The sequence below is a fragment of the Brevibacillus sp. AY1 genome (assembly GCF_029870785.1).
Lineage (GTDB): Bacteria > Bacillota > Bacilli > Brevibacillales > Brevibacillaceae > Brevibacillus > Brevibacillus invocatus.
This window is the reverse complement of sequence record NZ_JAFLPN010000037.1, coordinates 1-22,260: the sequence shown is the minus strand read 5'-3', so window position 1 is coordinate 22,260 and position 22,260 is coordinate 1. Positions and strand designations below refer to the sequence as shown.

General features: G+C 44.5%; 22 protein-coding genes and 1 pseudogene. 3 read left to right on the top strand and 20 right to left on the bottom strand.

Annotated elements, in window-relative coordinates; genetic code table 11:
- The gene (locus JZI27_RS20595) at positions 1-1,308 is read left to right on the top strand and encodes an McrC family protein (RefSeq protein ID WP_280209059.1); all 1,308 of its coding nucleotides are present in this window, start codon (positions 1-3) and stop codon (positions 1,306-1,308) included.
- Positions 1,309-1,378: 70 nt separating this feature from the next.
- On the opposite strand, the gene JZI27_RS20590 is transcribed toward JZI27_RS20595, so the two are convergent.
- Positions 1,379-1,879 carry a LysR family transcriptional regulator substrate-binding protein gene (locus tag JZI27_RS20590; protein WP_280209058.1) on the bottom strand — a complete coding sequence of 167 codons (501 nt, stop codon included), beginning with the start codon at positions 1,877-1,879 and terminating at the stop codon, positions 1,379-1,381.
- Here JZI27_RS20590 and JZI27_RS20585 point away from each other — a divergent pair.
- Complete coding sequence (locus JZI27_RS20585; protein ID WP_251245083.1) at positions 1,870-2,652, top strand: SagB/ThcOx family dehydrogenase; 783 nt, start codon at positions 1,870-1,872, stop codon at positions 2,650-2,652. The genes JZI27_RS20590 and JZI27_RS20585 overlap by 10 nt on opposite strands.
- Positions 2,653-2,724: 72 nt before the next feature.
- On the opposite strand, the gene JZI27_RS20580 is transcribed toward JZI27_RS20585, so the two are convergent.
- From JZI27_RS20580 to JZI27_RS20545, 8 genes are all read right to left on the bottom strand, one after another.
- The gene (locus JZI27_RS20580) at positions 2,725-4,002 is read right to left on the bottom strand and encodes a purine/pyrimidine permease (RefSeq protein WP_280209057.1); all 1,278 of its coding nucleotides are present in this window, start codon (positions 4,000-4,002) and stop codon (positions 2,725-2,727) included.
- Positions 4,003-4,794 carry a putative hydro-lyase gene (locus JZI27_RS20575; protein ID WP_122911060.1) on the bottom strand — a complete coding sequence of 264 codons (792 nt, stop codon included), beginning with the start codon at positions 4,792-4,794 and terminating at the stop codon, positions 4,003-4,005.
- Between the two features lie 83 nt (positions 4,795-4,877).
- Positions 4,878-6,065, bottom strand: a complete 1,188-nt coding sequence (locus JZI27_RS20570; RefSeq protein ID WP_122911061.1) for an NRAMP family divalent metal transporter — start codon at positions 6,063-6,065, stop codon at positions 4,878-4,880.
- A 46-nt stretch (positions 6,066-6,111) separates the two neighbouring features.
- A complete protein-coding gene (pxpA, locus tag JZI27_RS20565; protein ID WP_251245086.1) occupies positions 6,112-6,873 on the bottom strand; it encodes a 5-oxoprolinase subunit PxpA in 762 nt (253 codons plus the stop codon).
- Between the two features lie 11 nt (positions 6,874-6,884).
- Positions 6,885-7,889, bottom strand: coding sequence for a 5-oxoprolinase subunit C family protein (locus JZI27_RS20560; protein WP_251245087.1), 1,005 nt, complete (start codon positions 7,887-7,889; stop codon positions 6,885-6,887).
- Positions 7,886-8,626 (bottom strand): 5-oxoprolinase subunit PxpB, encoded by a 741-nt coding sequence (gene pxpB, locus JZI27_RS20555; RefSeq protein WP_122911064.1) that lies wholly within the window; start codon positions 8,624-8,626, stop codon positions 7,886-7,888. The genes JZI27_RS20560 and pxpB overlap by 4 nt, the downstream gene beginning before the upstream one ends.
- Positions 8,626-9,402, bottom strand: coding sequence for an IclR family transcriptional regulator (locus JZI27_RS20550; RefSeq protein ID WP_280209056.1), 777 nt, complete (start codon positions 9,400-9,402; stop codon positions 8,626-8,628). The genes pxpB and JZI27_RS20550 overlap by 1 nt, the downstream gene beginning before the upstream one ends.
- Before the next feature lie 205 nt (positions 9,403-9,607).
- Positions 9,608-10,387, bottom strand: a complete 780-nt coding sequence (locus JZI27_RS20545) for a sporulation protein (protein WP_122911066.1) — start codon at positions 10,385-10,387, stop codon at positions 9,608-9,610.
- Positions 10,388-10,576: 189 nt separating this feature from the next.
- On the opposite strand from JZI27_RS20545, the gene JZI27_RS20540 reads away from it, so the two are divergent.
- On the top strand, positions 10,577-11,695 hold the full coding sequence (locus JZI27_RS20540; protein WP_122911067.1) for a deoxyribonuclease IV: 1,119 nt from the start codon (positions 10,577-10,579) through the stop codon (positions 11,693-11,695).
- A gap of 121 nt (positions 11,696-11,816) precedes the next feature.
- Here the strand turns inward: JZI27_RS20540 and JZI27_RS20535 are convergent, their stop codons facing one another.
- The 11 genes and pseudogenes from JZI27_RS20535 to JZI27_RS25110 form a co-directional block, all read right to left on the bottom strand.
- The gene (locus JZI27_RS20535) at positions 11,817-12,362 is read right to left on the bottom strand and encodes a PAS domain S-box protein (RefSeq protein ID WP_481752832.1); all 546 of its coding nucleotides are present in this window, start codon (positions 12,360-12,362) and stop codon (positions 11,817-11,819) included.
- Positions 12,363-12,764: 402 nt separating this feature from the next.
- Positions 12,765-12,980 (bottom strand): hypothetical protein, encoded by a 216-nt coding sequence (locus tag JZI27_RS20530; protein ID WP_412850239.1) that lies wholly within the window; start codon positions 12,978-12,980, stop codon positions 12,765-12,767.
- Between the two features lie 294 nt (positions 12,981-13,274).
- Positions 13,275-14,300 carry an NADPH dehydrogenase NamA gene (gene namA / locus JZI27_RS20525; RefSeq protein ID WP_251245090.1) on the bottom strand — a complete coding sequence of 342 codons (1,026 nt, stop codon included), beginning with the start codon at positions 14,298-14,300 and terminating at the stop codon, positions 13,275-13,277.
- A 104-nt stretch (positions 14,301-14,404) separates the two neighbouring features.
- Positions 14,405-14,803 carry an ArsR/SmtB family transcription factor gene (locus JZI27_RS20520; protein WP_280209050.1) on the bottom strand — a complete coding sequence of 133 codons (399 nt, stop codon included), beginning with the start codon at positions 14,801-14,803 and terminating at the stop codon, positions 14,405-14,407.
- Positions 14,804-15,061: 258 nt separating this feature from the next.
- Complete coding sequence (locus tag JZI27_RS20515) at positions 15,062-15,877, bottom strand: DNA alkylation repair protein (RefSeq protein ID WP_280209048.1); 816 nt, start codon at positions 15,875-15,877, stop codon at positions 15,062-15,064.
- A gap of 10 nt (positions 15,878-15,887) precedes the next feature.
- The gene (locus JZI27_RS20510; protein WP_280209046.1) at positions 15,888-16,430 is read right to left on the bottom strand and encodes a GNAT family N-acetyltransferase; all 543 of its coding nucleotides are present in this window, start codon (positions 16,428-16,430) and stop codon (positions 15,888-15,890) included.
- Positions 16,431-16,535: 105 nt separating this feature from the next.
- Complete coding sequence (locus JZI27_RS20505) at positions 16,536-16,994, bottom strand: VOC family protein (protein ID WP_280209044.1); 459 nt, start codon at positions 16,992-16,994, stop codon at positions 16,536-16,538.
- 81 nt (positions 16,995-17,075) lie between these two features.
- Positions 17,076-18,821 (bottom strand): methyl-accepting chemotaxis protein, encoded by a 1,746-nt coding sequence (locus JZI27_RS20500; protein WP_280209042.1) that lies wholly within the window; start codon positions 18,819-18,821, stop codon positions 17,076-17,078.
- 62 nt (positions 18,822-18,883) lie between these two features.
- The gene (locus JZI27_RS20495) at positions 18,884-20,290 is read right to left on the bottom strand and encodes a pyridoxal phosphate-dependent decarboxylase family protein (RefSeq protein ID WP_280209041.1); all 1,407 of its coding nucleotides are present in this window, start codon (positions 20,288-20,290) and stop codon (positions 18,884-18,886) included.
- Positions 20,291-20,461: 171 nt separating this feature from the next.
- On the bottom strand, positions 20,462-21,505 hold the full coding sequence (locus JZI27_RS20490) for a hypothetical protein (protein ID WP_280209039.1): 1,044 nt from the start codon (positions 21,503-21,505) through the stop codon (positions 20,462-20,464).
- A 214-nt stretch (positions 21,506-21,719) separates the two neighbouring features.
- A pseudogene (locus JZI27_RS25110) lies at positions 21,720-21,936 on the bottom strand (heteromeric transposase endonuclease subunit TnsA); the annotation flags it as partial.
- Between the last annotated feature and the right edge of the window lie 324 nt (positions 21,937-22,260).

Here is a 22,260-nt window from a genome sequence, read left to right as displayed (position 1 = left end):
ATGACTCAACGATTTTTCATGAAAGAATACGATTCATTCACCCGAAATGTCATCGTGTCGTCCAACCACTACCATCCCTTGCCTGAGTCTACTTTTGACCAGCTGGAACAGTTCATCCTGTCTAAAAAACAGGATGGAGCTGCTGATGCCTTGGAGCTGATGAGCATCTCCAGCAAACGCGGTATCGGCAAAATCATCAGTGCGAAGAACTATGTAGGGTTAATCACCTTGCGCGACGGAACTGAGCTGGAGATATTGCCTAAAGTGTATACGCACGACCAGGAAAGCTCAGCAGACGAAACCAAACGCGTTTTTTTGGACATGCTAAAATTCCTGCAGGAAATCCCGTACAAAACCTTTCATTTCTCCCACGTCAAACTGGAGAACATGAATATCCTCGAAATCTTTATCCGGATGTTCATCGAGGAAGTCTACACCTTGGTCAAGCGCGGACTGAAATTGGACTATGTACCCCATCAGGATAATGAGCATTTTTTAAAGGGAAAATGGCTGTTCTCCCAGCACATCAAATCCAACATCGCCCACAAAGAGCGATTTTTTATCGAATACGATGTATTCAGCATCAATCGCACGGAAAACAGGCTGATCAAGACTACACTGGAGGCTTTGCAAAGATGCAGCTCCAGCAGCAAAAATAAAAAAGACATTCGCCTGCTATTGGCCGCTTTTGAGTCTGTAGACGTTTCCGTACATCCTGACCATGATTTTGCGCGAGTGGTGTCCGACTCCAGCATGAAGGAATACGCCACGATCATACAATGGTGCTCGATCTTTTTGCGCAAACAGAGCTTTACCTCCTTTTCCGGCAATGGATTGGCCTACTCGCTTCTGTTTCCGATGGAAAAGGTATTTGAGAGCTATGTCGCGGGAAAGCTGAGCAAGGCATTGGACAAAAGCATCTACCGCATCAAGACACAGGATCGCGTCCACCACTTGTTTGACGAGCCCAAAAGGTTCTTACTGAAGCCTGACATTGTCGTGCAGCGCGGCCATTCTTCCATTGTCTTGGATACAAAGTGGAAACGGCTTTCGACTGAACAGAGCAACTACGGCATTTCACAATCCGATATGTATCAGGCTTATGCCTACCATCAAAAATACGGCGCCAAAACGGTATTTTTGCTGTATCCGTCGACGGGCAGCATGGGTAACACGACAGAGCCTTTCACGTATCGGAGCAAAGATGGCGTGACTGTCCGGATCGGGTTCGTAGATTTGATTCAGATAGACCACAGCATTCAACAGCTTGTGCAGCAAATACATGAAATCATGCTTGATACCCCATAGTCGGACATGCCGAAAAGGGCTGTATCAGGAGGTCAGGATGTTCTGACTTTCTGGACAGCCCCTTATTTATTCATGATTCCTCCACGTACTTCTGGCAGTGCAAGGCAAATTCAGCGGTTAGCGGCGATATTGTCTGCCAGTTTCGTACAGCGATGAACATTTGGCGTGTGATGGAAGGATTCAGAGGAATCATGCGAACCTTCGCTGTGGTCAAGGGGACGGAAAGCTCAGGCATGATGCTGACCCCGATGCCTTCCTGCACCATGCTGACGATTGTACTCGGATCGCGCACTTCAATCGTTGCCTTGGGATGAATGCTGTTCTCCAGCAAGATGCTTTTATAGCAGGTGTCCTTTTGCATAATAAAGCACCGCTCTTCTATCTGGTCAAACGATAGATGTGGTTGGTCATGCAGTGGATCTGACTGGGGAAGAATCACCATCAAATGTTCCTGAATCAAGGGGAACGTTTGTAATTCCTTTTCAGGGAATACCGTAATCCCGATATCTACAACCGAATGAGATAGCCAATGATGAGTAGGTGGCAAGGAGGTAATATTCGATGAATCCAAATTGGCAACGAATCGCGAACGACTTTATACAAGCAACCTCATACTCTGTGGGAGAATTGGAGAAAGGCTGGGCAGCCCGCTATGACTTCTCCAAAAGACCTGCCACCTACTTGCGCTATGAAGAGTGTTTTACGCGGATCCCTTTGGGCGAGCCCCAGTTTCCGGCTACTCCTGATCTATGGGAGCTTTTCGCAAACCGACGCTCCAAGAGGAATTTCCTTCCCGCCCCCCTTTCCTTGAATGAACTGAATATTCTACTCTGGGGTACCCAAGGAATCACGGCTGATATGGGAGATTATCAATTGCGCACTACTCCTTCAGCAGGAGCCCTTTACCCGATTGAAACATATTTGCTGGTCAATCACGTGGAAGGGTTGGACAAGGGGCTGTATCATCTGGATGTGGAAAATTGGTGCCTTGAGGGCTTAAAGAAGGAAGATCCCGCACAGATTGCTTATCTGTACACCGAAGAACAGGAAATGACGAAACGAGCTGCCGTTAACTTTGTGTGGACGGCGGTGGTCGATCGAACGAAGGATAAATACAAAGAGCGGGCTTATCGCTATATTTGGTGGGATGCCGGGCATGTAGCCCAAAATCTTCAAGTTGTCGGAAATGCTCTGGGTCTGGGAGTCACGACAATCGGTCACTGGATGGATCAAAACATGCACGACTATCTGGGAATCGACGGAGTCTCTCACTTATCCGTTCTCATGGCTTCGGCGGGAAAGGTATCCGGTAGGCATTGGCTGAAGGACCGGAGGCCAGAGTAAAAGAAATGCTTTGACCCCTATCCTTCGGACAGGGGTCAAAACACGATAGCAACCATTTTGTCTGAGAAACTGTCAGTACGAACTCTCGGCAGCCTCTTCTTTGCGAACCAGGCGTTCCAGCACCAAACAACTGGCTACTCCCATCAGAAGGCCGTTGCTGATCAAGGGACTCAGGAAAGTGGGAATCAGCATGAAAAAAGAAGCAGGCAAAAACATGCAGCCCGTTCCGATCATGAGTGAAATCCCTACGATATAAACCTGCCTTTCCCCTAGTCCAGCGCGGCCAACCTCTCGCAATCCCATCCCGAGCATGTTCACAAAGGACAGAAAAATACTGGCGTAGCCAACGGACACCGGGATCGAGGCAAATATTCTCGTAATGACAGGGAAAAAGCTGATCACCACCAAAAAGATGTTTCCCAGAAGAAACGGGAGCTTCTCCTTCATCCGAGTCGTCATGATAAACCCGGCCGTATAGGAGAGCGGTACGAAGCTGACCGTAGCAAAGGATGCCGATAAGAGCTGACTTGTACCCATGATCAGGCCTGTGCGTTTCTCACTCCCCTGATCCTTGTGTCCAACCACTTGGCCGACTGCCTCCATACTGGCAATCATGTTGCTCAGCAAGAGCAAGGTGACGATCACGGAGGTGAGGATGATGCCTCCATCCCAATGAGGCCAACCGAATGACCACATATCCGGCATGGTGATCACGGGCTCACTCACTTCTCCAAATGGTTCCTGAAGTCCAAAAATTTGAAACAGCGACCATCCGAACAGGATGGAAAGCAACACGGAGTAGTTCCTCAAGAAAGCTTTGCTGCTGCGTGCAAGCATAAGAGACAAAATCAGAGTGGCGATGGCAATGGCCGTTGCACGTGAGTCGAAGGACTCGGATGTACTGCCCAGGATGCCGTTTAAAAAAGGACCGCTCATTTGTAATACCAGGAGAATAAAATAAGTACCGATGACTGCTGGTGTAAACAATCGACGAATCACGGCAATCCAACCGCACACACTCATGATCACGAACAGGACCCCGCTGAAGATCAGCCCCAGCCCGAGTGCCGGCAAAATGGACCGAGGCTCCTGTCCGATTGCAGGAGCCATGGATCCAAACAAGAGGAATACTCCCCACCACAGGGCTGCTGGTCCTTCCATAATCGGCATGCGATGTCCCCACCATGTCTGCATGAGAGCGACGATTCCCAATACAAACAGTGTACGCTGCACAAACTCACCGATTTCCTGGGGCGACATGCCATATGCCTGGCCAATCGCCAACGGAGCCACTACGCTTCCAGCAAGAATAAACATCGCCCATTGCAGGGTAGAGAGTGCTAGTCTCATTTAAAGCACCCCAAATTGTTCGTCGCGCAGATTGGTAATGAACATATGTCCAGGAGCATGCGTAATCATGATTTCCGGCTTCGATTGCATCGCCACAGCTTGCGGCGTTACTCCACATGCCCAAAAGACAGGAACTTCTCCTTCACGAACGGGAACCGGATCTCCAAAATCAGGTCGATTGATCGCTTGGATCCCGATAGCACTTGGATCCCCGATATGAACAGGCGCTCCGTGAACGGCGGGAAAACGGGAGGTTACTTGTACAGCCCGCACGACTTGATCGTAAGGAACCGGGCGCATGCTCACCACCATCGGACCCGAGAATGCACCTGCGCTTTCGCAAGCGATGTTGGTAACATACATCGGTACATTGCACTCTTGTTCGATGTGCCGCACCGGAATGCCGTTTTCGAGCATCGCCCTTTCAAATGTAAAGCTGCAGCCAAGCAAAAAGGCAACCATGTCATCCTGCCATACGTGTTCAATGCTGGTTGTTTCCTCCGTCAGTACTCCGTGCCTGTAGACACGATACTTCGGAATATCCGTGAGCAGGTTCGCATCCGGTGCCACAAGTCGTGGTATTGCTGAACCCGGGTCGGTGACATCTATCACAGGGCACGGCTTCGGGTTTCGCTGGCAAAATAACAAGAAGTCAAATGCGTGTGAGCGGGGTAAGATGGCCAGGTTCGCCTGCGTATATCCATTCGCCATTCCCGCCGTCGGTTTTTGCCAGCGTTGTTCTCTTATCCATTGACGAGCTTCCTGCGGTGACAGATCAGCAATGGAATGCATATCGAATTCCTCCCTTGGTTTCCATTCCAATAAACGACCGCAGGCCAGTACAATCCATCCTGCGGTTAGTAAAGTTCATCCCATTATAGCATCAGCTTGGGTAATTCGTTGACCAAGGTGTAAACTCCCATAATCGCCATCGAAACCACGACAATTCCACCAAAAACGGTCATCCATACCGGATGCTTGTAGTCGCCGACAATCTTTTTCTTATAGGCGGCAACCAGCATGACCCCCAGGGTGATCGGCAAAATCAGCCCGTTCAAGGCACCTACCAGTACGAGAATCTTGACTGGACGCCCAACGATGAGAAACACCAGCGTAGAGACAACAATGAAGCCGATAATGATCCATTTGTGATGCTTGTCCAGACTGGAATGAAAGGTCCGGATAAACGAAACGGATGTATAGGCACACCCCACGACGGAAGTAATCGCAGCTGCCCAGATCACCACACCAAAGATCTTGTAGCCGATGTCTCCTGCGGCCAGCTGAAAGACGGAAGCTGGAGGATTTGCCGGGTCCAATTGCAGACCTTGTGAGACAACCCCAAGCACAGCGAGGAAGAGCACGACGCGCATGATGGATACCACTACAATCCCGGAAATCGAGCTTTTTGTTACTTCTGGCAAAGCCGAGACACCTTTTACCCCTGCATCCAGGAGACGGTGACCTCCCGCAAACGTGATATAGCCGCCGACTGTTCCACCCACCAGGGTTACGATGGCAAGAACGTCAATCGTATCAGGTACAAAAGATTTAATAACGGCCTCGCCAACCGGTGGAGAGGAAACCGCTGCTACGTATATCGTAAGACCAATCATAATAAAACCCATGATTTGCGCAAAGCGGTCCATCAGCTTGCCCGCTTCACGAACGAGAAAAATACCGATTGCGATCACTGCGCTGGCCAGTGCTCCCGTTTCGGCTGGTATACCGAACAGGACATTCAGCCCGAGACCCGCACCAGCCACGTTTCCGATATTAAAAGCTAGGCCCCCCATCACGATCAGGATCGCAACCAGATAACCCATGCCAGGCAGGACCATGTTGGCGATGTCCTGAGCCCTTTTTTCAGAAACGGCGATAATGCGCCATACGTTCATCTGTGCTCCGATATCCAACAAAATGGACATCAGGATGACAAATCCAAAACTCGCAGCCAAGGTTTGTGTAAAGACAGTCGTTTGTGTAAGAAAACCTGGGCCAATCGCTGATGTTGCCATCAGGAAGGCTGCCCCCAAGAGCAAACTCAATTTTGATTGTTTCATATGATGGCTTCACTCCGTTTTACTTTTGTCTTTTTCTTTTTTTTCCTTACAGCGACATAGCTCTGACTTTGACTCCGGTTTTTTCCAGCGTCTCACGGATCTCCCTTGCGAATGACAAAGCATGGGCACCGTCCCCGTGGATGCAGACCGTATCTGCTTTAATGGCGAAGTCTACGCCCTGTCTTGTGAGTACTTTACCTTCTTTAATCATACGGATCACTTGCTGTACGGCCTGCTCATCGCTTGTGATCAGTGCATCCGATTGGCTGCGCGGGGTGAGAGTCCCGTCTTGCTGATAGGTGCGATCCGCAAAGACCTCACTTTTGGTTCTAAGCCCTGCTTTTTCTGCCTCTGTGATCAAATGACTACCTGCCAGCCCGACCAGATACAGCTGTGGATTGATTCGATATACCGCTTCGGCAATCGCCTTCGCCAGCTCTGGCTTCGCAGCTGCCATGTTGTACAAGGCGCCGTGTGGCTTCACATGCTGCATCACTCCCCCTTCAGCTTGTACAAATCCCTGCAAGGCCCCAACCTGATAGACGACCATATCATAGGCATCCTCGGCAGTGATCGCCATGTTCCGCCTTCCGAACCCCTGCAGGTCAGGCAGACCCGGATGAGCGCCGATCTTCACATCGTTTTCCAAGGCCAGCTGCACGGTTTTGCGCATGGTAGCCGGGTCCCCTGCGTGGTAGCCACATGCGATATTGGCCGATGTGATGTATGGCAAAATAGCTTCGTCATTCCCCATCCGGTAGGCACCGTAGCTCTCGCCCATGTCGCAATTCAAATCGACGTAATACACATATATCCCTCCTAGGCGTTTTTGAGCAAAATCCCCATCTTCAGTTGGCGAATTTCACTCTCTCTTAGCATCCACAGCCATTCCGCTTCTTCCCGACTGATTTCCGCAAAGCGAATCCAGTCACCCGGCTTGCTCTGCGCCATCAGCGGCAAATCCACAGTGGCAATCTGAGCTATTTTGGGGTAGCCGCCCGTAGTCTGTCTGTCAGCCAGCAGGACAATCGGATTTCCCTCCGCCGGAACCTGCACGGTTCCAAAAGCCACCGCTTCAGAGATTAGCTCGCTCTGTTCGGTCAGCTCCAGCTTCGGTCCATCCAGTCGATATCCCATCCGGTCAGACTGCGGTGTGACACGGTATGGCTCTGAAAAAAAGGCGTTGTGGCTTTCCGCTGTAAACCACTCGTACTGATTGCCACGCATGACTCGAATCAATGGCTCTGAAGAGTAGGTCGGAAGCATCTCCTTTGCAACCCCCCACTCTGAAGCAACGAATGAAGTGCCACCTGACTGAATGCTCAATCGTTTGGCAATTCTTCCTCCCAATCCGGTCAGCTCCCCCGCCTGCAATTCATCTCCTGTCCGAAGCGCCCGTCCTTCGTGCCCCCCAATACCTGCACGCAAATACGTAGAGCGGCTATTCATGACCAGGGGCACATTCCACCCTCCTGCTATGGCGAGATACGCTCTGGTCCCTGTGCGGCATTGACCAAAGTCCAGAACACTCCCCTTACGTAGAAGAATCGGCTTCCATAAGGGCACCGAGACTCCCGCTACGGTCGGAGACAAATCACCGCCACATATGGAAATCAACGCATCCTCCTGAAACTCCAGCGTCGGGCCTCTCAATGTCATTTCCAGGGTGGCAGCCAACTCCTCGTTGCCTACGAGCATATTGGCCAATCGGTGAGCCAGCGGATCCATCACACCGCTCACAATCACGCCATGCTTCTGAAAGCCATACCTGCCTGCATCCTGTACTGAAGTCAGCAATCCCGGTCGAATCACACGTACGGTCACGATGACCCCTCCTCGAACGCCAGGAATTCGTCATAGGAAATAGGGTAAAAACGAACCCGATCTCCCGCTTGCAACAAACTGGGCGGATCATCCTCGGGACGAAACAGTCGGAGTGGAGTCCGACCAATGATTTGCCACCCGCCTGGTGTTTCCATCGGGTAAATACCTGTCTGCTTTCCAGCGATCCCGACAGAGCCAGATGGAATCGACAGACGTGGAGATTTCCGTCGTGGCGCCGCGATCCGTTCCGACATTCCGCCGATATACGGAAATCCTGGAGCAAATCCGATCATATAGATCAGATAGTCTCCCCCTGCATGGATATCGATCACTTCTTGCTCGGTGAGCTGATTCAACTCTGCTACATCACCCAGATCTGGCCCCAGCTCCCCGCCATAGCAAACCGGTATCTCAATCGTTCTATCTGCTCTTTCGCTCTGGTGCTCGGCATGGTTCAGTTGTTCCCGAATCAGGTTGCAGCATATTTGGTAAAGGGAATCGGCATCCTGTTCCCGCTCTTTGGTTCCCTGACTCTGGTACCAGTCGTATACTACTTGCGGGTTGTAAAAGATCGTAATGGTCGTATAGGCAGGGATGTATTCCACCATCCCTGGTATGGGCTGCCTGTCCAGCATTGAGGCAACTTGCCTGACCTGTTGATATGCCTCCAGACTCATCGTCGTGCCAAACTGCACCACGACAGCCTGATCGCCCAATGGCTGAAACGTTGCTTCCATCAGGAACCCTCTCCTTTCCCTGCTTGATGCCACCCCAGCTTATCCGAAATTTCTTGGGCTGCGGCCACCGTTTTTTGGATGTAGAACGGTAAATTATCGTCTCCGTAGCGATTTTCCGGCCCCACAATACTCAGACCAGCAACGACCTTTCCAGAGTGGTTGTAGATGGGTGCTCCTACTGCGGATGTGTAGTTATAAAGTTCAGAATGACTAATCGTATACCCGTTTTTACGCGTATCTTCAATCACTCTTCGCAACTGCTCCAAATCTGTAATGGTATTATTTGCAATACGCTCCATTTTTACATCTTTGAAGTACGCTTCTATTTCTGCGTCTGGCATATACGACAGTAGAATGCGCGGACAAGCTCCCCCATACAAAGGGGCGCGGCGGCCAATTGCCGTAAATACACGGACTGGTTCCGTCGTATCTACTTTCTCTACATAGATTGCCTCGTGGCCGTCCCTAACAATCAGGTTCACAGCTTCCCCGATCTCCTCCCGAAGTCGCTGCATGACAGGCAGAGCTATTTTGCGAATATCCAATCTTTCGGCAACCGCATGTCCAAATTGTAAAAAGACAAATCCCAGTTCGTAGGCGCCGTCAGCTGTTCGACGCACGAATCCCGTCTCTTCCAGGGAGGAGAGCATCCGATGCACCGATGTTTTCGGCTGACCCGATAATTGGACGGCTTGCGGCAGTGAAAGAGAGGGATGTGACAAAAATAGCTGCAAAAGCTCTGCTGCTTTTAACACGGTACTGTTTTTATCTGACAAACAACCATTCCTCCGTTCCGAATATCGGAATTGTCGTTCCGTTATTTGGTTCTTGAGCAACATTATACTTCCTTCGCCAATTGAATGACAATGGTTAATTTTCAATCTATTTAAAACAACATTTACCTAGTCTGCGTAAAAAAAGCCGAGGATAAACAGGACTTGAATACCTGTTTATCGCTCAGCTTTCGTAGTTGTCAAATCGTTAGCGAGAAAAACGTCGAATGACTTGTTCCAGTTGTTTCGAAAGATGACCTCTACCCGCCTGCAAGTCAGCCTTCGAAAAACGAACGCGCACCAGACTTTCATCCATCCCCGCGGCTTCTTCCAAAAACCCGAAGAGCCCACGCGCACGGCGATCGATCTCGATAAACACTTCAATCCCATCCGATTCAGGATGGCAGATCACCTCTACCTCATCTAAATGTCCGCGAAAACGGCTATTCGTCGGTACAAATTCGAATTCCTGCACAAATGGCAAACGACGATGAAATCTGGGCGCATATTCGCAATCCGCCTGATACAGACGAAAGCCTATGTCCTGTACCGCTTCGATCACGGCAGCCGTATACGGATGGGCAACCACCCGGATCGCATCATTGTCCTGTGTATCCACACCACTTTCAATATCTACATCCGTATTGATCCATACTTTTGTTTTGCCAAAAGTAATCGGTGTGTCCAAAGGCAGCACGAAGGAGAAAGGAAAGCGCCGTTCTTCCTTCGTGGCGATTTGAAAGCCTTCCGTGATCCGATACGAACCGATTTTCACCGTCTGATAGTAACGCTTGTCATCCTTCTCCACCTGATACTGCGTGAACAAATGCAGATCGATATCCTCGATTTGTTGATCTACCGTTCCGCCCTTTACTGTGACAACTCCTTTTACCGTATCACCAGGCGCATATTCATTTTGGTTTAGAACTGTCTCCACCGTAGCCGCTCCCAATCCCAAGCTGGCACCAATGCGTTTGAAAAATGACATGATTCATTCTCCTCACATTACGATTCATGTAGTCATTACCAACAGCTTATTTCACTACTTTCTCCATGATATCAATTATTTGGTTTGATGTAATGACATGGTAAAAAATATATCGATACGCTCCAGATTGGACGAATAAGCAGTCTTGCGCTATTTTAAAGTATAGTAATCGAAGGAGGTTTTTGCCCTATGCTCAAAATAGGATCGCACGTATCGTTCTCCGGCAAAGGTTTGCTGAATGCTGCAGAAGAGGCTGCCACCTATGGTTCAAGCACGTTCATGATTTATACAGGAGCCCCGCAAAATACCCGCCGCAAGCCCATCGAGGATCAATTCATCTCCGAAGGCAAAGAAATGATGGCCAAGATGGGGGTAGATGAAATTGTGGTACATGCCCCCTACATTATCAATCTGGGATCTTACAAGGACGACACATTCGAGCTGGCTGTCCGGTTCCTGCAGGAAGAAATCAAGCGAACCGACTACATCGGCGTCAAGAATATCGTGCTGCACCCAGGCGCCTACACCGACAAGGATGCCGAATACGGAATTGCCCGCATCGCCGAGGGCTTGAATGAAGTACTCGCCGGGGTCAAGCATACCGATGTCAAAATCGCTCTGGAGACCATGGCTGGAAAAGGAACCGAGATCGGTCGCAGCTTTGAGGAAATCGCGGCCATTATCGAAAAGGTGGACGACAACAGCAAGCTTTCCGTTTGCATGGATACGTGCCACATTCACGATGCCGGCTATGATATCGTCAACGATTTCGATGGCGTCCTCGAACAGTTTGACCGTACCATCGGCCTGGACCGTCTGGCTGTCGTCCATCTGAATGACAGCAAAAATTTCCGTGGCGCAGGCAAAGACCGCCACGCCCCGATCGGAGCCGGACTCATCGGATTTGATGCGATGAACTACATCGTGAATCATGAGAAAATCCGCCATTTGCCGCTGGTGCTGGAGACGCCTTGGATCGGTAAGGAAAAAGGCAAGGAACGCCCGATGTACGAGGCAGAAATCGCTCTCCTGCGCGGCGACGTGAAAGGCAGATTTGGCGAAGAATTCCTCGATCATGTGGAACGCCTGGACTTCTTCTTCCGCAAGCAGGATGTGACCAGACGCGACTACATCGTAGGAATCTGGGAGCTGCTCAAGAATGACGCGAAAGCAAAGAAAGCCGATGGCCGAGAGCCGATGGAGCGTCTGTATGACATGGTGAAAGAAGCCAGACTGTTCCCTGAGCTTTCGGAGGAGCAGATCAACCACCGTTTGACTGGCTATTTTGCATTTCCTGCTTTGGCATAACCTACATCATAAGGAAAAAAAGCCGAGCAAAAACAGGAGGACAACCTCCGTTTTTGCTCGGCTTCGTTCATGTATGAGGAGATGTTTACAGCCTTCATATACATGGCAGCATCCGCTTTTTTCAGCAAATCCACGGCATCCGTTCCGTGATCAGGGAACAGCGCAGGTCTACGTCCAGCACCATCACGGCGATTGCAGACGCTCCCCCTTCATGCTGTTCAATCGCTTGATTCAGCTCGTCATAGAACTTTCTTCGATTAGACAGACCGGTCAATTCGTCATGATAGGCCTGATGCTTGATTTTTTTCTTAACCCGATTCTCTTCCGTAATATCTTTAATAATCAGATGGTTCCCCACGACTTGTCCCTGAATTTCAACAGGTACATTCATGACACTCAGCTCTACACGACGTCCGCTCGGATGCAGCAGAACCGTCTCGTAGCTTTTAGGCATCCGCTCAAAGGATTGATCATACCATGCCTCGGTTTGATCTCTTACTTCTTCCGCAAGAATGGAACTGATGGTGGAAATAGGCTGATTGATATAATCCTCTTCCCGAAATCCTCCTATCCTGGTGATCGCGGGATTCATATTCATAATCTTTCCAATCGAAGACACAAGAATGGCGAAAACGACAGACAGAATGACCAGCTCTGTATGATACAAAACCTTTACGGGTAGGGTAGCGGTTCGCTATCGGTGACTCGTAAGCCGGTGAAGAAGACTTACTGGCAGGTTTTGTTTCGTTTGTGTGCATAGGGTAGAACCCCCCTGACAGTTTCATACATTACTACCATCATAAAGAAGGCAGGCAGGGTTCGTAAAGCTTCTGAGCAACTTATGCCACTCTCTTAAACAGTCATTTAACTTGGAATCCTAAGAAATAGCAGCGATTTTTACCGCTGACTGTGTCTGGTTCTGCCGGGAAAATCCCGGGTGTAGAGTTCAGGAGCGTAAATTTCCATGACCTGCTACTTTCCTACAATCAAAAACCGGTCCTTCCATGTCAGGAAGAACCGATTTTTCTCTTGATTTGGAAAAGGAATACCCTCTAGGGGTGCCTAAGAGCTAGCGATCGTCACGATCCTCGGCGCGGTCAGCGGTTACTGCGTCAGAAGTTGCTGCGTCACCAGCACCCTCGCCGACTTTATTGCCCACTGCTCCACCAACGATAGCGCCGGCAATGGTGCCAATCGGACCAAACACGGAGCCTACCACAGCACCTACACCGGCACCTCCAACGGTTCCCACAGCTTCACCTGCATCCACGCCAGCTGCATCCATCGCTCCCTGATTTTCTTCGTTTTGCATGCGATTATCTCTGTCAGCCATATCGTTCACATCCTTTTTTGTAGTAGGAAAGCATAAGCAGATATGCAAACACTATCCAGAACCCTAGGATGCCCGACATGAGATGGAATTACTCCGTATAAGCACCTGCTTTGGATGTTAAAATATCATGAAGCGGTTCCTTACAGATTCGCTAGTCGGATTTCGATTGTTGTTCCTTTATCTTCTTCGCTGATTACTTGAGGCATTCCATCATGGTTTTACTACTTTATATGGGTACCTGGTCACTTATTTATTCCAGATATACTCGTATGATGGAGGTGCATCAATGGATACATGAAGCTCCTGTGCAGCCCTTTTTGGCCAGTAAGGATCTCTTAATAATTCTTGGCCAATAAAAATCAAATCAGAATGCCCGTGAGCCAGTATCTCTTCGGCCTGTAATCCCGTTTTGATAATGCCAACTGCCGCTGTAGGAACCTGTACTTCATTTTTTATCTGTGATGCAAAGGGAACTTGATACCCGGGACCAGGACTTTCCGGGAAGTTAGGTGGAACAACCCAACCAGAACTACAATCAATTAAGTGAACACCCTGTTCTTTCATCATCTTTCCATAAATCATATAGTCATTTATCGAACATCCGTCGGGGTGGTAATCGGTCGCTGAAATCCTGACAAATAGTGCGCTGTCCCATACATTTTTAATTTCATGGATGACCTCTTTTAGAAACTGGTACCTTTTTTCCAAATTGCCACCATAGTTATCATCACGTTTGTTAGATAACGGAGATAAAAATTGATTAATTAAATATCCATGTGCAGCATGGATCTCCAATACATCGAATCCAGCTTGTTTTGCTCGTCTAGCAGATTCTTTAAAAGATACTATCACTTCACGAATTTGCTCTTCCGTCATCGCTTCAGGGACAATGCTGTTCTCATTGTAAGGGATTGCGGATGGAGCCAATATCTTTCCTGGTACTTTTGATTTTCTACCCCCATGACAGAGCTGAATACCTATTTTGGCTCCTTGTTCATGCACCATGGTAACAAGCTCTTTTAAACCAGAGATGTGTGCATCCTCCCAGATTCCTAGATCATCAGGATCGGTTCGTCCATCAAGAGATACTGCTGTTGCCTCCACCATGATGAGACCTACCTGTCCCACAGCCCTACTTGGGTAATGAATTTTATGCCAATTGGTAACTTTTCCATCTTCTGCCTTGCAAGCATTCATGCCCATTGGGGACATGACAATTCGATTTTTTAGAGATACACCACCAATAGTAATTGGAGAAAAGAGGATGCTCATATAACCACCTCAAAATTGAACTGAAATTTAGTTCAAAAAAATTTGAACTAAATTATTAATAACACAGGTTGGATAGAATTACAACTTTTCTCTTTCATATACATTTAATGAAAAACATAACTTTCTAGCATCATCTTGACGTCATCAAACACTCCAGCTCGAACTCCATATTTATCTTGGTTTGAAAAAGGAACATGGTGTATCGTTATTAATCCCGCTGTTCGCAACAGAGATAAATGATAATGCAAATTACTTTTTGACAAGTCCATTAGCTGGACCAAATCTGAAAAGCTTCGATTTCCTGATGAAAGGATTTTCAAAATACGGAGTCTCTTTTCGTCTGATAACGCTCTCGTCATTCTCATTAAGCTATTTGGAGGCATGGAATCATTACCTTCAATGGCCTCAACTGGATATAAAATAATCATAAACCCTTTGTAATCATCAAATATGACATTCACTGGTTTTGTATGATAGACAGGAACTAAGAATACTTCCTTCAACTCCGGGTGTTCTTCTACTATTAATCCATTGCATAGCATTTCTACTGTTTTTTCAGGGCCGAAATTCCTTAAATGGTCTTCAAATCGGTTCTTTTCCTGTAGAAGAACTTTTTGGATGTCAGATTCCTGATCTTTGTAGTATGCTGAGTACCATTGTTTAAAAACATGGATAGTATTCTTTTTGATTGTCCCAATTTCATTTGAGTAGTGAATGAGACTGTTTCACCTCTTTGATCTTAGATTGCCTAAACGTTCCTATTATCCAAAATACTTATGGAAGATCTCTGGATCACGTTTCTTTATTGATAGCATCGTGCTTTTGAATGCACTTTTTACTATTTTTCTCTGATCATTTGATAAAATTTTTAAAACATGTATCGAATCATCGATATATTTGATTCCTTCAGCAGACGAAAAGATTTTCATTATATTCCATCTCACCTGTTCGTTTTCTGAATCAATCCAAATATTTAATCTGCTGATAAGATGTTTCGGATAGTATTTTAATATTCCATCCCCAATTGCAAACGCTCCTAGGTTCCTTTTAACATATCTGTCTTCATCGCATAGTAAGGGTTCGATCAAATCAATAAGCAGGTCTGCATAGTTCTCTTCCAATTTCCTTGCTGAATATTTTACCGCTACTACTACAGCTCTTCTGACATTTGGTGAATGATTTTTCGTCCAGCCCAATAGAACAGGGTAAAAGCTTTGAAAGTTATTTGTTAAGACAATAGCACATGCACTTGCTGCCCACTCTCTTACTTCCCAGTGAGTGTTATCCGCTAGTCTTAATAATACCGAGTTTACTTCTATAGGATTAACATCGTAATAAGTGGCTAGTATGATAGCACCTAACTCTTCACCTGTCGGACTTTTCGAGTTCGCTAGATGTAAACCAACATTGTAGATTGTCTCTGATTGCCGTAAACTCCGGTAAATGATTTTTAGCGCCTGATCTTTGACTGATTGTTTGGGAGTAATTGTATGTTTTGTGACTTGCATATGCAAAATATCAAGCATTGCAGAAATATCACTTCTTACTACAGCCTCTTGAAATCGCTCATGCCACAAATGACATCGCCTACTCTCTATTTTTCTGCATTTTGTTATACTCATATTCTGATTTTAAAATGGACATTAGGAAAAGAGATTCAAACTCGTCTCCAATTTTCAAGCATTCTCTTAGTGTTCCTTCTATGGAAAATCCCTCCAACTCATAAACGGATTTCGCACGATCATTATTAACTTTTACATCTAACCACAATCTGTTCGCGTTTAGTTCTTCAAATACCCATTTTTTAATTAACTTTAATGCTTCTCTCCCAACCCCCTTCCCCTTCTCAGTAATGACTATCCTCATAAACTCAATGCTTTGGTTTGGATTCTGTAAACCTGCAATAATCATGAATCCCAATGGATTGTTTGTCACTTTATCTTCAATAATTATATGAGCGATGTCTTCATTGCTAATAGCACTTTCATGTTTCCCTCTTTGCCACGGAATAATAAATTTTATGTTTTCTTCTTTTGATTCAACACGAATAACGAAGTCAATATCACACAAGGTTGTTTGGCGAAGGCGGATTCCCGGTGATTCTCCAAAAATGGTAGTGGGCATGTCCATTTTAGACTCCTTTGTTTCCCCCAGGAGCACCCCTGGGCTTTTGCCAATGCAAAAGAAATGTATTTGAGGGATTAAAAAAAGATATTATACTTTCCATTTATATGACTATTTTCTAATCAGTGTTTCCCATTCCTCAATAGACAACTTATCCGTAATTTCCTTATATTTATTCGGCACTTCCACATAACAAATGAGCTCTAAACTATTTCCATCTGGATCATTAAAATATACCGAGGCATTGCCCTGATTAGGACGTATGAATGGTGCAACAGAATTTCTTCTGCCGAATGGTACCGATTCGACTTGGATTGACTCCAACCACGATAATGCCTCTTTTATATCTTCATAGGTCACTCGAAACGCAATATGCCTTAGTGAAGGATGATAAGGAGTTTTATATTCGTTCCCTTCCCATAATCCTAACCAGCTTTTCCCTTCCTCGATCCAAAAGAAAGCACTATCACTATCACGCCATGCCAACTTTAAACCCAATTTATTATAAAAGTCTATCGATACTTCGAGATTTTTTACAGGCAAATGTGCTTCATACAATCCTTTTATCATGTTAATTACCTCACCTATTTTAGTATTGGTTATTTCAGTAATTGGATTGGACTCGCTAATGCATTATCGTTTCGGTCATTGTCAAGCCTTGTAGTTCCTCACCAATCCAGATAATTCTGTAGCTTTTTCATTTAAGAATTCAGCAGACTTTTTTAAATCATTGATATAATTTAGCTGAGTGGAAGTTGAAGACGCTACTTCTATAGCGAAATTTACGGATTGTTTTGCAATGTTGGCCGTCTCATCTATTGACGCAGTTACCTCTTCTGAACTAGCCGCCATTTCTTCAGCAACTGCTGACAATTCTTGAATTTGTTCAGAGATATTCGTAAACTCTAAAGATATTTTGTTAAATGCTTGACCTGCCTCTTGAACCATAGTTAAGCCAGTTTGGACATCTTGATTTGCTGACTCAGTGGCTTGCATCGCTTGATCTGTATCCACTAGTATTTCTTGTATCAGGCTTGAGATTTGTCTAGCAGATTGATCCGATTGTTCTGCAAGTTTCCTTACCTCATCTGCAACGACAGCGAATCCCCGTCCATGTTCTCCAGCTCTTGCAGCCTCAATTGCTGCGTTTAAAGCGAGTAAATTTGTTTGTGAGGCGATACTAGTAATTACATCCAAGATTTTTTCAATTTCTGTTGAACGTTCAGCCAATAATTTCACAGCGTTGCCTGTATGTTGGACAGAGTTGCTAATGGATTGCATTTGTGTTACAGCAGCTTGAATGGAGAGATTCCCATTTTGGGCCTCGGCTGTTGTATTGTTCGAAACGTCAGAGATCCCAGACACCGATTCCGCTATTCGTTGAACTCCAATTGCCATTTCGGCCATAGTTCTTGCACTTTCTTCAGTCCCCTGCAACTGATTTTCAGCACCTTTTGCCACATCCTGTATTGTAGACGTTGTGTGATGAACTAGCTTACTTGTTTCTTCCATTTGTTCGGAAAGTTGATCAGCAGTATTTGCAGATATATCTACGTGTTGTTGAATGTTTATAATCATTTCGCGATTTTGTTTTACCATTTGATTAAATTGTCTACTTAACTCTCCAAACTCATCTACTCTAACTTCAGGCAAACTAACTTGTAAATCACCTTGACCTACCCTACTCATCGCGTTTTGTAATTTATGCACAGGCTTTAAAAGCCCCTTAATAAAAAGGAATTGGATAGCTGCAATGATAATCAATGATATAAGTAGTATCAGGGATCCATACTTCAATAAATCCTTCTTTCCTTCTTCAATAATATCAGCGCTCATATCAATTCCGTAATACGCAATTACATTGTTATTTTCATCTAATACAGGTTTTAATACCGAAATCCATGTTCCGAACATATCTTTATACATTTCGCTAGTTTCAATAGTTTTTGACTGTTTCATTTTTTCTATTGCTTCCACAATTGCTGGTGGTTGTTCGTACATATCTCCATGTTTTAAATTTGTACTAGTCAATGCTTCAATGATATGGGTCGGAAAAGCCAAGATTTTCGTTTGATTACCATTTTGGAGTTCTGCACCAAAAAAATAAGCTTGTGCTACCTCCTTATTTTTTTCTGATATTAAATTCAATTTACTAGTAAGATTTTGTTGAGAAGGATGAGAAAAATCATTTTGAAACGTATCTAATATTTCCTTTCCAGTAAATGTCGTAAACGAGTACTCGGTAATTCCAACAGATTGCTTGGTTAAATGATGTAACAATATTTTTTCCTGTTCAATATAGCTAGAGATTACTAAAATTATCCCTATTAATAATGTTCCCAGAATAGTTATTGAAAGATTTTTAGTAAGGATCGATGATTGAAATTTTTGTATCAAACACATTCACTCCTAATGATGTATGAATAATACTTACTTCGGTTGCCTAACATCCAGGCATCCTAAAGCTGTGACTTGCTTACTTTACACAGTGCATCCCAGATTGTTTCTACATCTTGTGCGTTTGTTCTCCAGTTACTGAATGCTGCCCTAATACCAGGTCTACCTTGATAAATTGTTGGAGTCATAAATACTCGACCATCATCCTTCAGTATGTCTAAAAATCTTTTTATTTCGTCATAAGTAAGATCCTTATCCTTAAAAGATAAAGTAAAACAAACTACATTCAGTCTAGTAGGCGCCATTAACGCAAACGTATTACTTTGCTGAATTTTATGCGTTAAGAGTTGTGCCAATTCTACGCTAGTGTCAACGATCTTTCGGTACCCTAAACGTCCATATGCTTTCAGAGTAAACCACGCTGGTAGTGCTCGGAAACGTCTTGAATTTTCTGGAGTGAGATGAACAAATTCGGGATGATCAATTGAGTTGCCTAAATAAGCAGCATTGTTTTGAAAGACTTCGATCTGTATTTGCTTATGTCTTGTGAATTGCATAGCGGAATCATAAGGCACATTGAGCCATTTATGAGCATCAATGGTAATGGAATCTGCTTTATCCATCCCATTGACTAATTGACAATAATTCGTGGAACACGCTGCAAATCCACCAAAAGCAGCATCCACATGGAGCCAAAAAGAAAATTCTCTCTTCAACTCACCTAATGCTTGTAGGTCGTCATAATCAACTGTGTTCACTGTACCTGCATTTGCCACAACAATACATGGCAAACCTTTGTGATCCTCTAAAAACCCACGCAATTTATCAATATCTATTGCCTCTCTGTTTTCTAAACATGGAATGAGGTTAACATTCTGTCTACCCATCCCGAGTATCGCCAAGGATTTATAGATACTTGAGTGTGGTGACCCACTCGCAATAATTATGTTTGGTAAGCTATATAACCCTTCTTGAGAAATATCAATTCCATGTTGATGAGCTACCCATTGCCTGGCCTGGGCTAGCCCGACGAGATTAGCCATAGTTGCCCCACTAACGAATGTTCCACTAAACTCCTTTGGTAGTTTAAAAAGTTCCCTGAGCATTCCAATCGTTTCTAATTCAAGTTGTCCCGCTATAGAGTCCTCAACACTAGTCACGTTTTGATCATAAATACTAACTAGCCAATCCCCTGCAACCGAGGCAGGTGTTGCTCCCCCAGTTACAAATCCTAAAAATCGTGGCCCTACACTACCGCTTAAACTTTTAGAGTATGTAGATGTAAATTCTTTCAATACTTCCATAGTCCCTAATCCTTCGATGGGTAAACCCTCTGGGAAGTGAGATTGGTGATTTACAGCTGCCGGATAAGAGTCTAAGTTGTCATAGAATTCTATGGCCTCATTCACTACATAATTGAGGATTTCTTTTATGTCCTGCTTATCAACTTCCATTTTATCAAGCATCATTCAATCATCTCCTTCATAAAAAAATAGTGATCATGTCAATGTCCTAAGGAATAAAATTCGGACCAAAACGGTAAGCACCAGGTTAAAGTTGTTCAAAAAAATTTGAATTCCGTGACGTAGTCAGTTGTTATCCAAAGCAAACAATTTGAAAATTGATTGGTATCTTTCTCTCTATCTTTTTATAAGATCAATGTTAAAAGCAGCTTGCGGAATGTACCTATTGGCATCAAACAGTAATGTTAGCTTTTGTTTAATTGGATACGGAAAGATTGCTAATGCTTCCTCATATTCATTTGTCCGGATAAACTTTCGCTTTAATGGTGAGGCACTTGTTGAATAGTAATCCAATAATGCTTCATAGAATGGATAATACGGTCGAATGTTGTATTCCTTATTCGTTTCCCGAAGCTTTTTTAAATTTATTATTTTGTGTGGCTCAATATCACCAAAATAAGTAACCTCCTTTGATTTTTGATCAAATGGTACTAACTTTTTAAGGTATTCTAAGCTTATTAATGGATCTCTTTCTTCTGCTAGAATAATCAGATTAAATTCATTTATTTTATTTTTGTAGCTTTCAGTTATTAAATGTACAAAAGTAACCTTGTCCTCTACAATTAAAACCCTATTATGATGTTCATCTACTCTATTAATATGGTATACAAATGGGTCTGGGGTAACGAAACATCTAAGATCTTGATAAGTAATTTTTAATCTTTTTAAGATTAACTTTATCCTAGTTTTCTCTAGCATCGATTCATTTTTAAATATTTCATACGATCGCTGTTTCATATCAACTTCGATTGTTTTATCAAGATTATTACTTGCTGCAAAATACCTGTGAATCTGTTCGATATATTTCCAATCCTTCATGAAATCTACCAAGTTATCTTCATAATAATCTTTTGAAATTGCCGGATTTAATTTCTCCAACAATCTGTAATAGTATAATTCCATATGATTTTGTTTGGAAAAAATTTGATGATTTCTCATTATTCTATAACCACTGCAAACATTAAAGTCGTAGTATAAAAGCTTGCGAGAAACAACAGGACTTAATACCCCGTCTTTAACAAGTTTACTCAAAATGATTGAAAACAGTTTGAGGTCAAAATATTCACCCTCAGTATTTCTTCTTATATCCTTTATCATATCCTCCGTGTTCACAATATTCTTTTTTTGCATTCCCAAATAGTCCATAATGATCTTTTCCATTCTGGTTCCCTCGTAATCTCACTATTTATTATATTAGTATCGCCAACCATCTATCTAGCTATATTTGAACCATCAATTTGTTCAACTTTTTTTGAACTAATTTATTGATACCACTTTTTTGATGCAAATTCAATATTATTTCATAAACGCTTATCATTGAATCTACGTATCTGAGCTGTCTGCATTGTAACAAGTTCAGTTCAAAAAATCCTGTAGAAAAATCAAGGATGTAGAAGTAATCTCTATCAAGGTCTGACATGAATTCATGCCGCCGATTGGTTGTCCATCCTTTACCGAGTTGCTCTACCCTCAGATGGAACATCTTGTATCTCCAGCCAAGGCAAATAGTCTTTGCCGATACCTTGACCTCTACCTTCTTAATGAATTTTTCGACCTTAGTTACCAGTGATTTGCCGTTTGCGCTTGGCCATTTGCTCACTCCTAACTCATTTTCCCAAAATAAAAAGGGGCCACCCGAAGGCAGCCCCAAAAAGGAGTCACGATGCAAATCTGTCAGGTGATAAAAAACTCTGGAACCAATTTTGTTAACTTTACTGGATTCGCCGCGGTACGTATTAGATCTTCCAAAAAGAAAGAGTGGAACCACTAGAATTTACCACGTAAAGAAAGTTGGAAACTGCACTCACTATAAAACTATTATTCAATCTCGGTACTTATATAAATCAATTTCATAATTACCCATCTTAAAAATATACAGACTGTCCCAATCTCTTCTTTATCCTTTTTTAAAAACT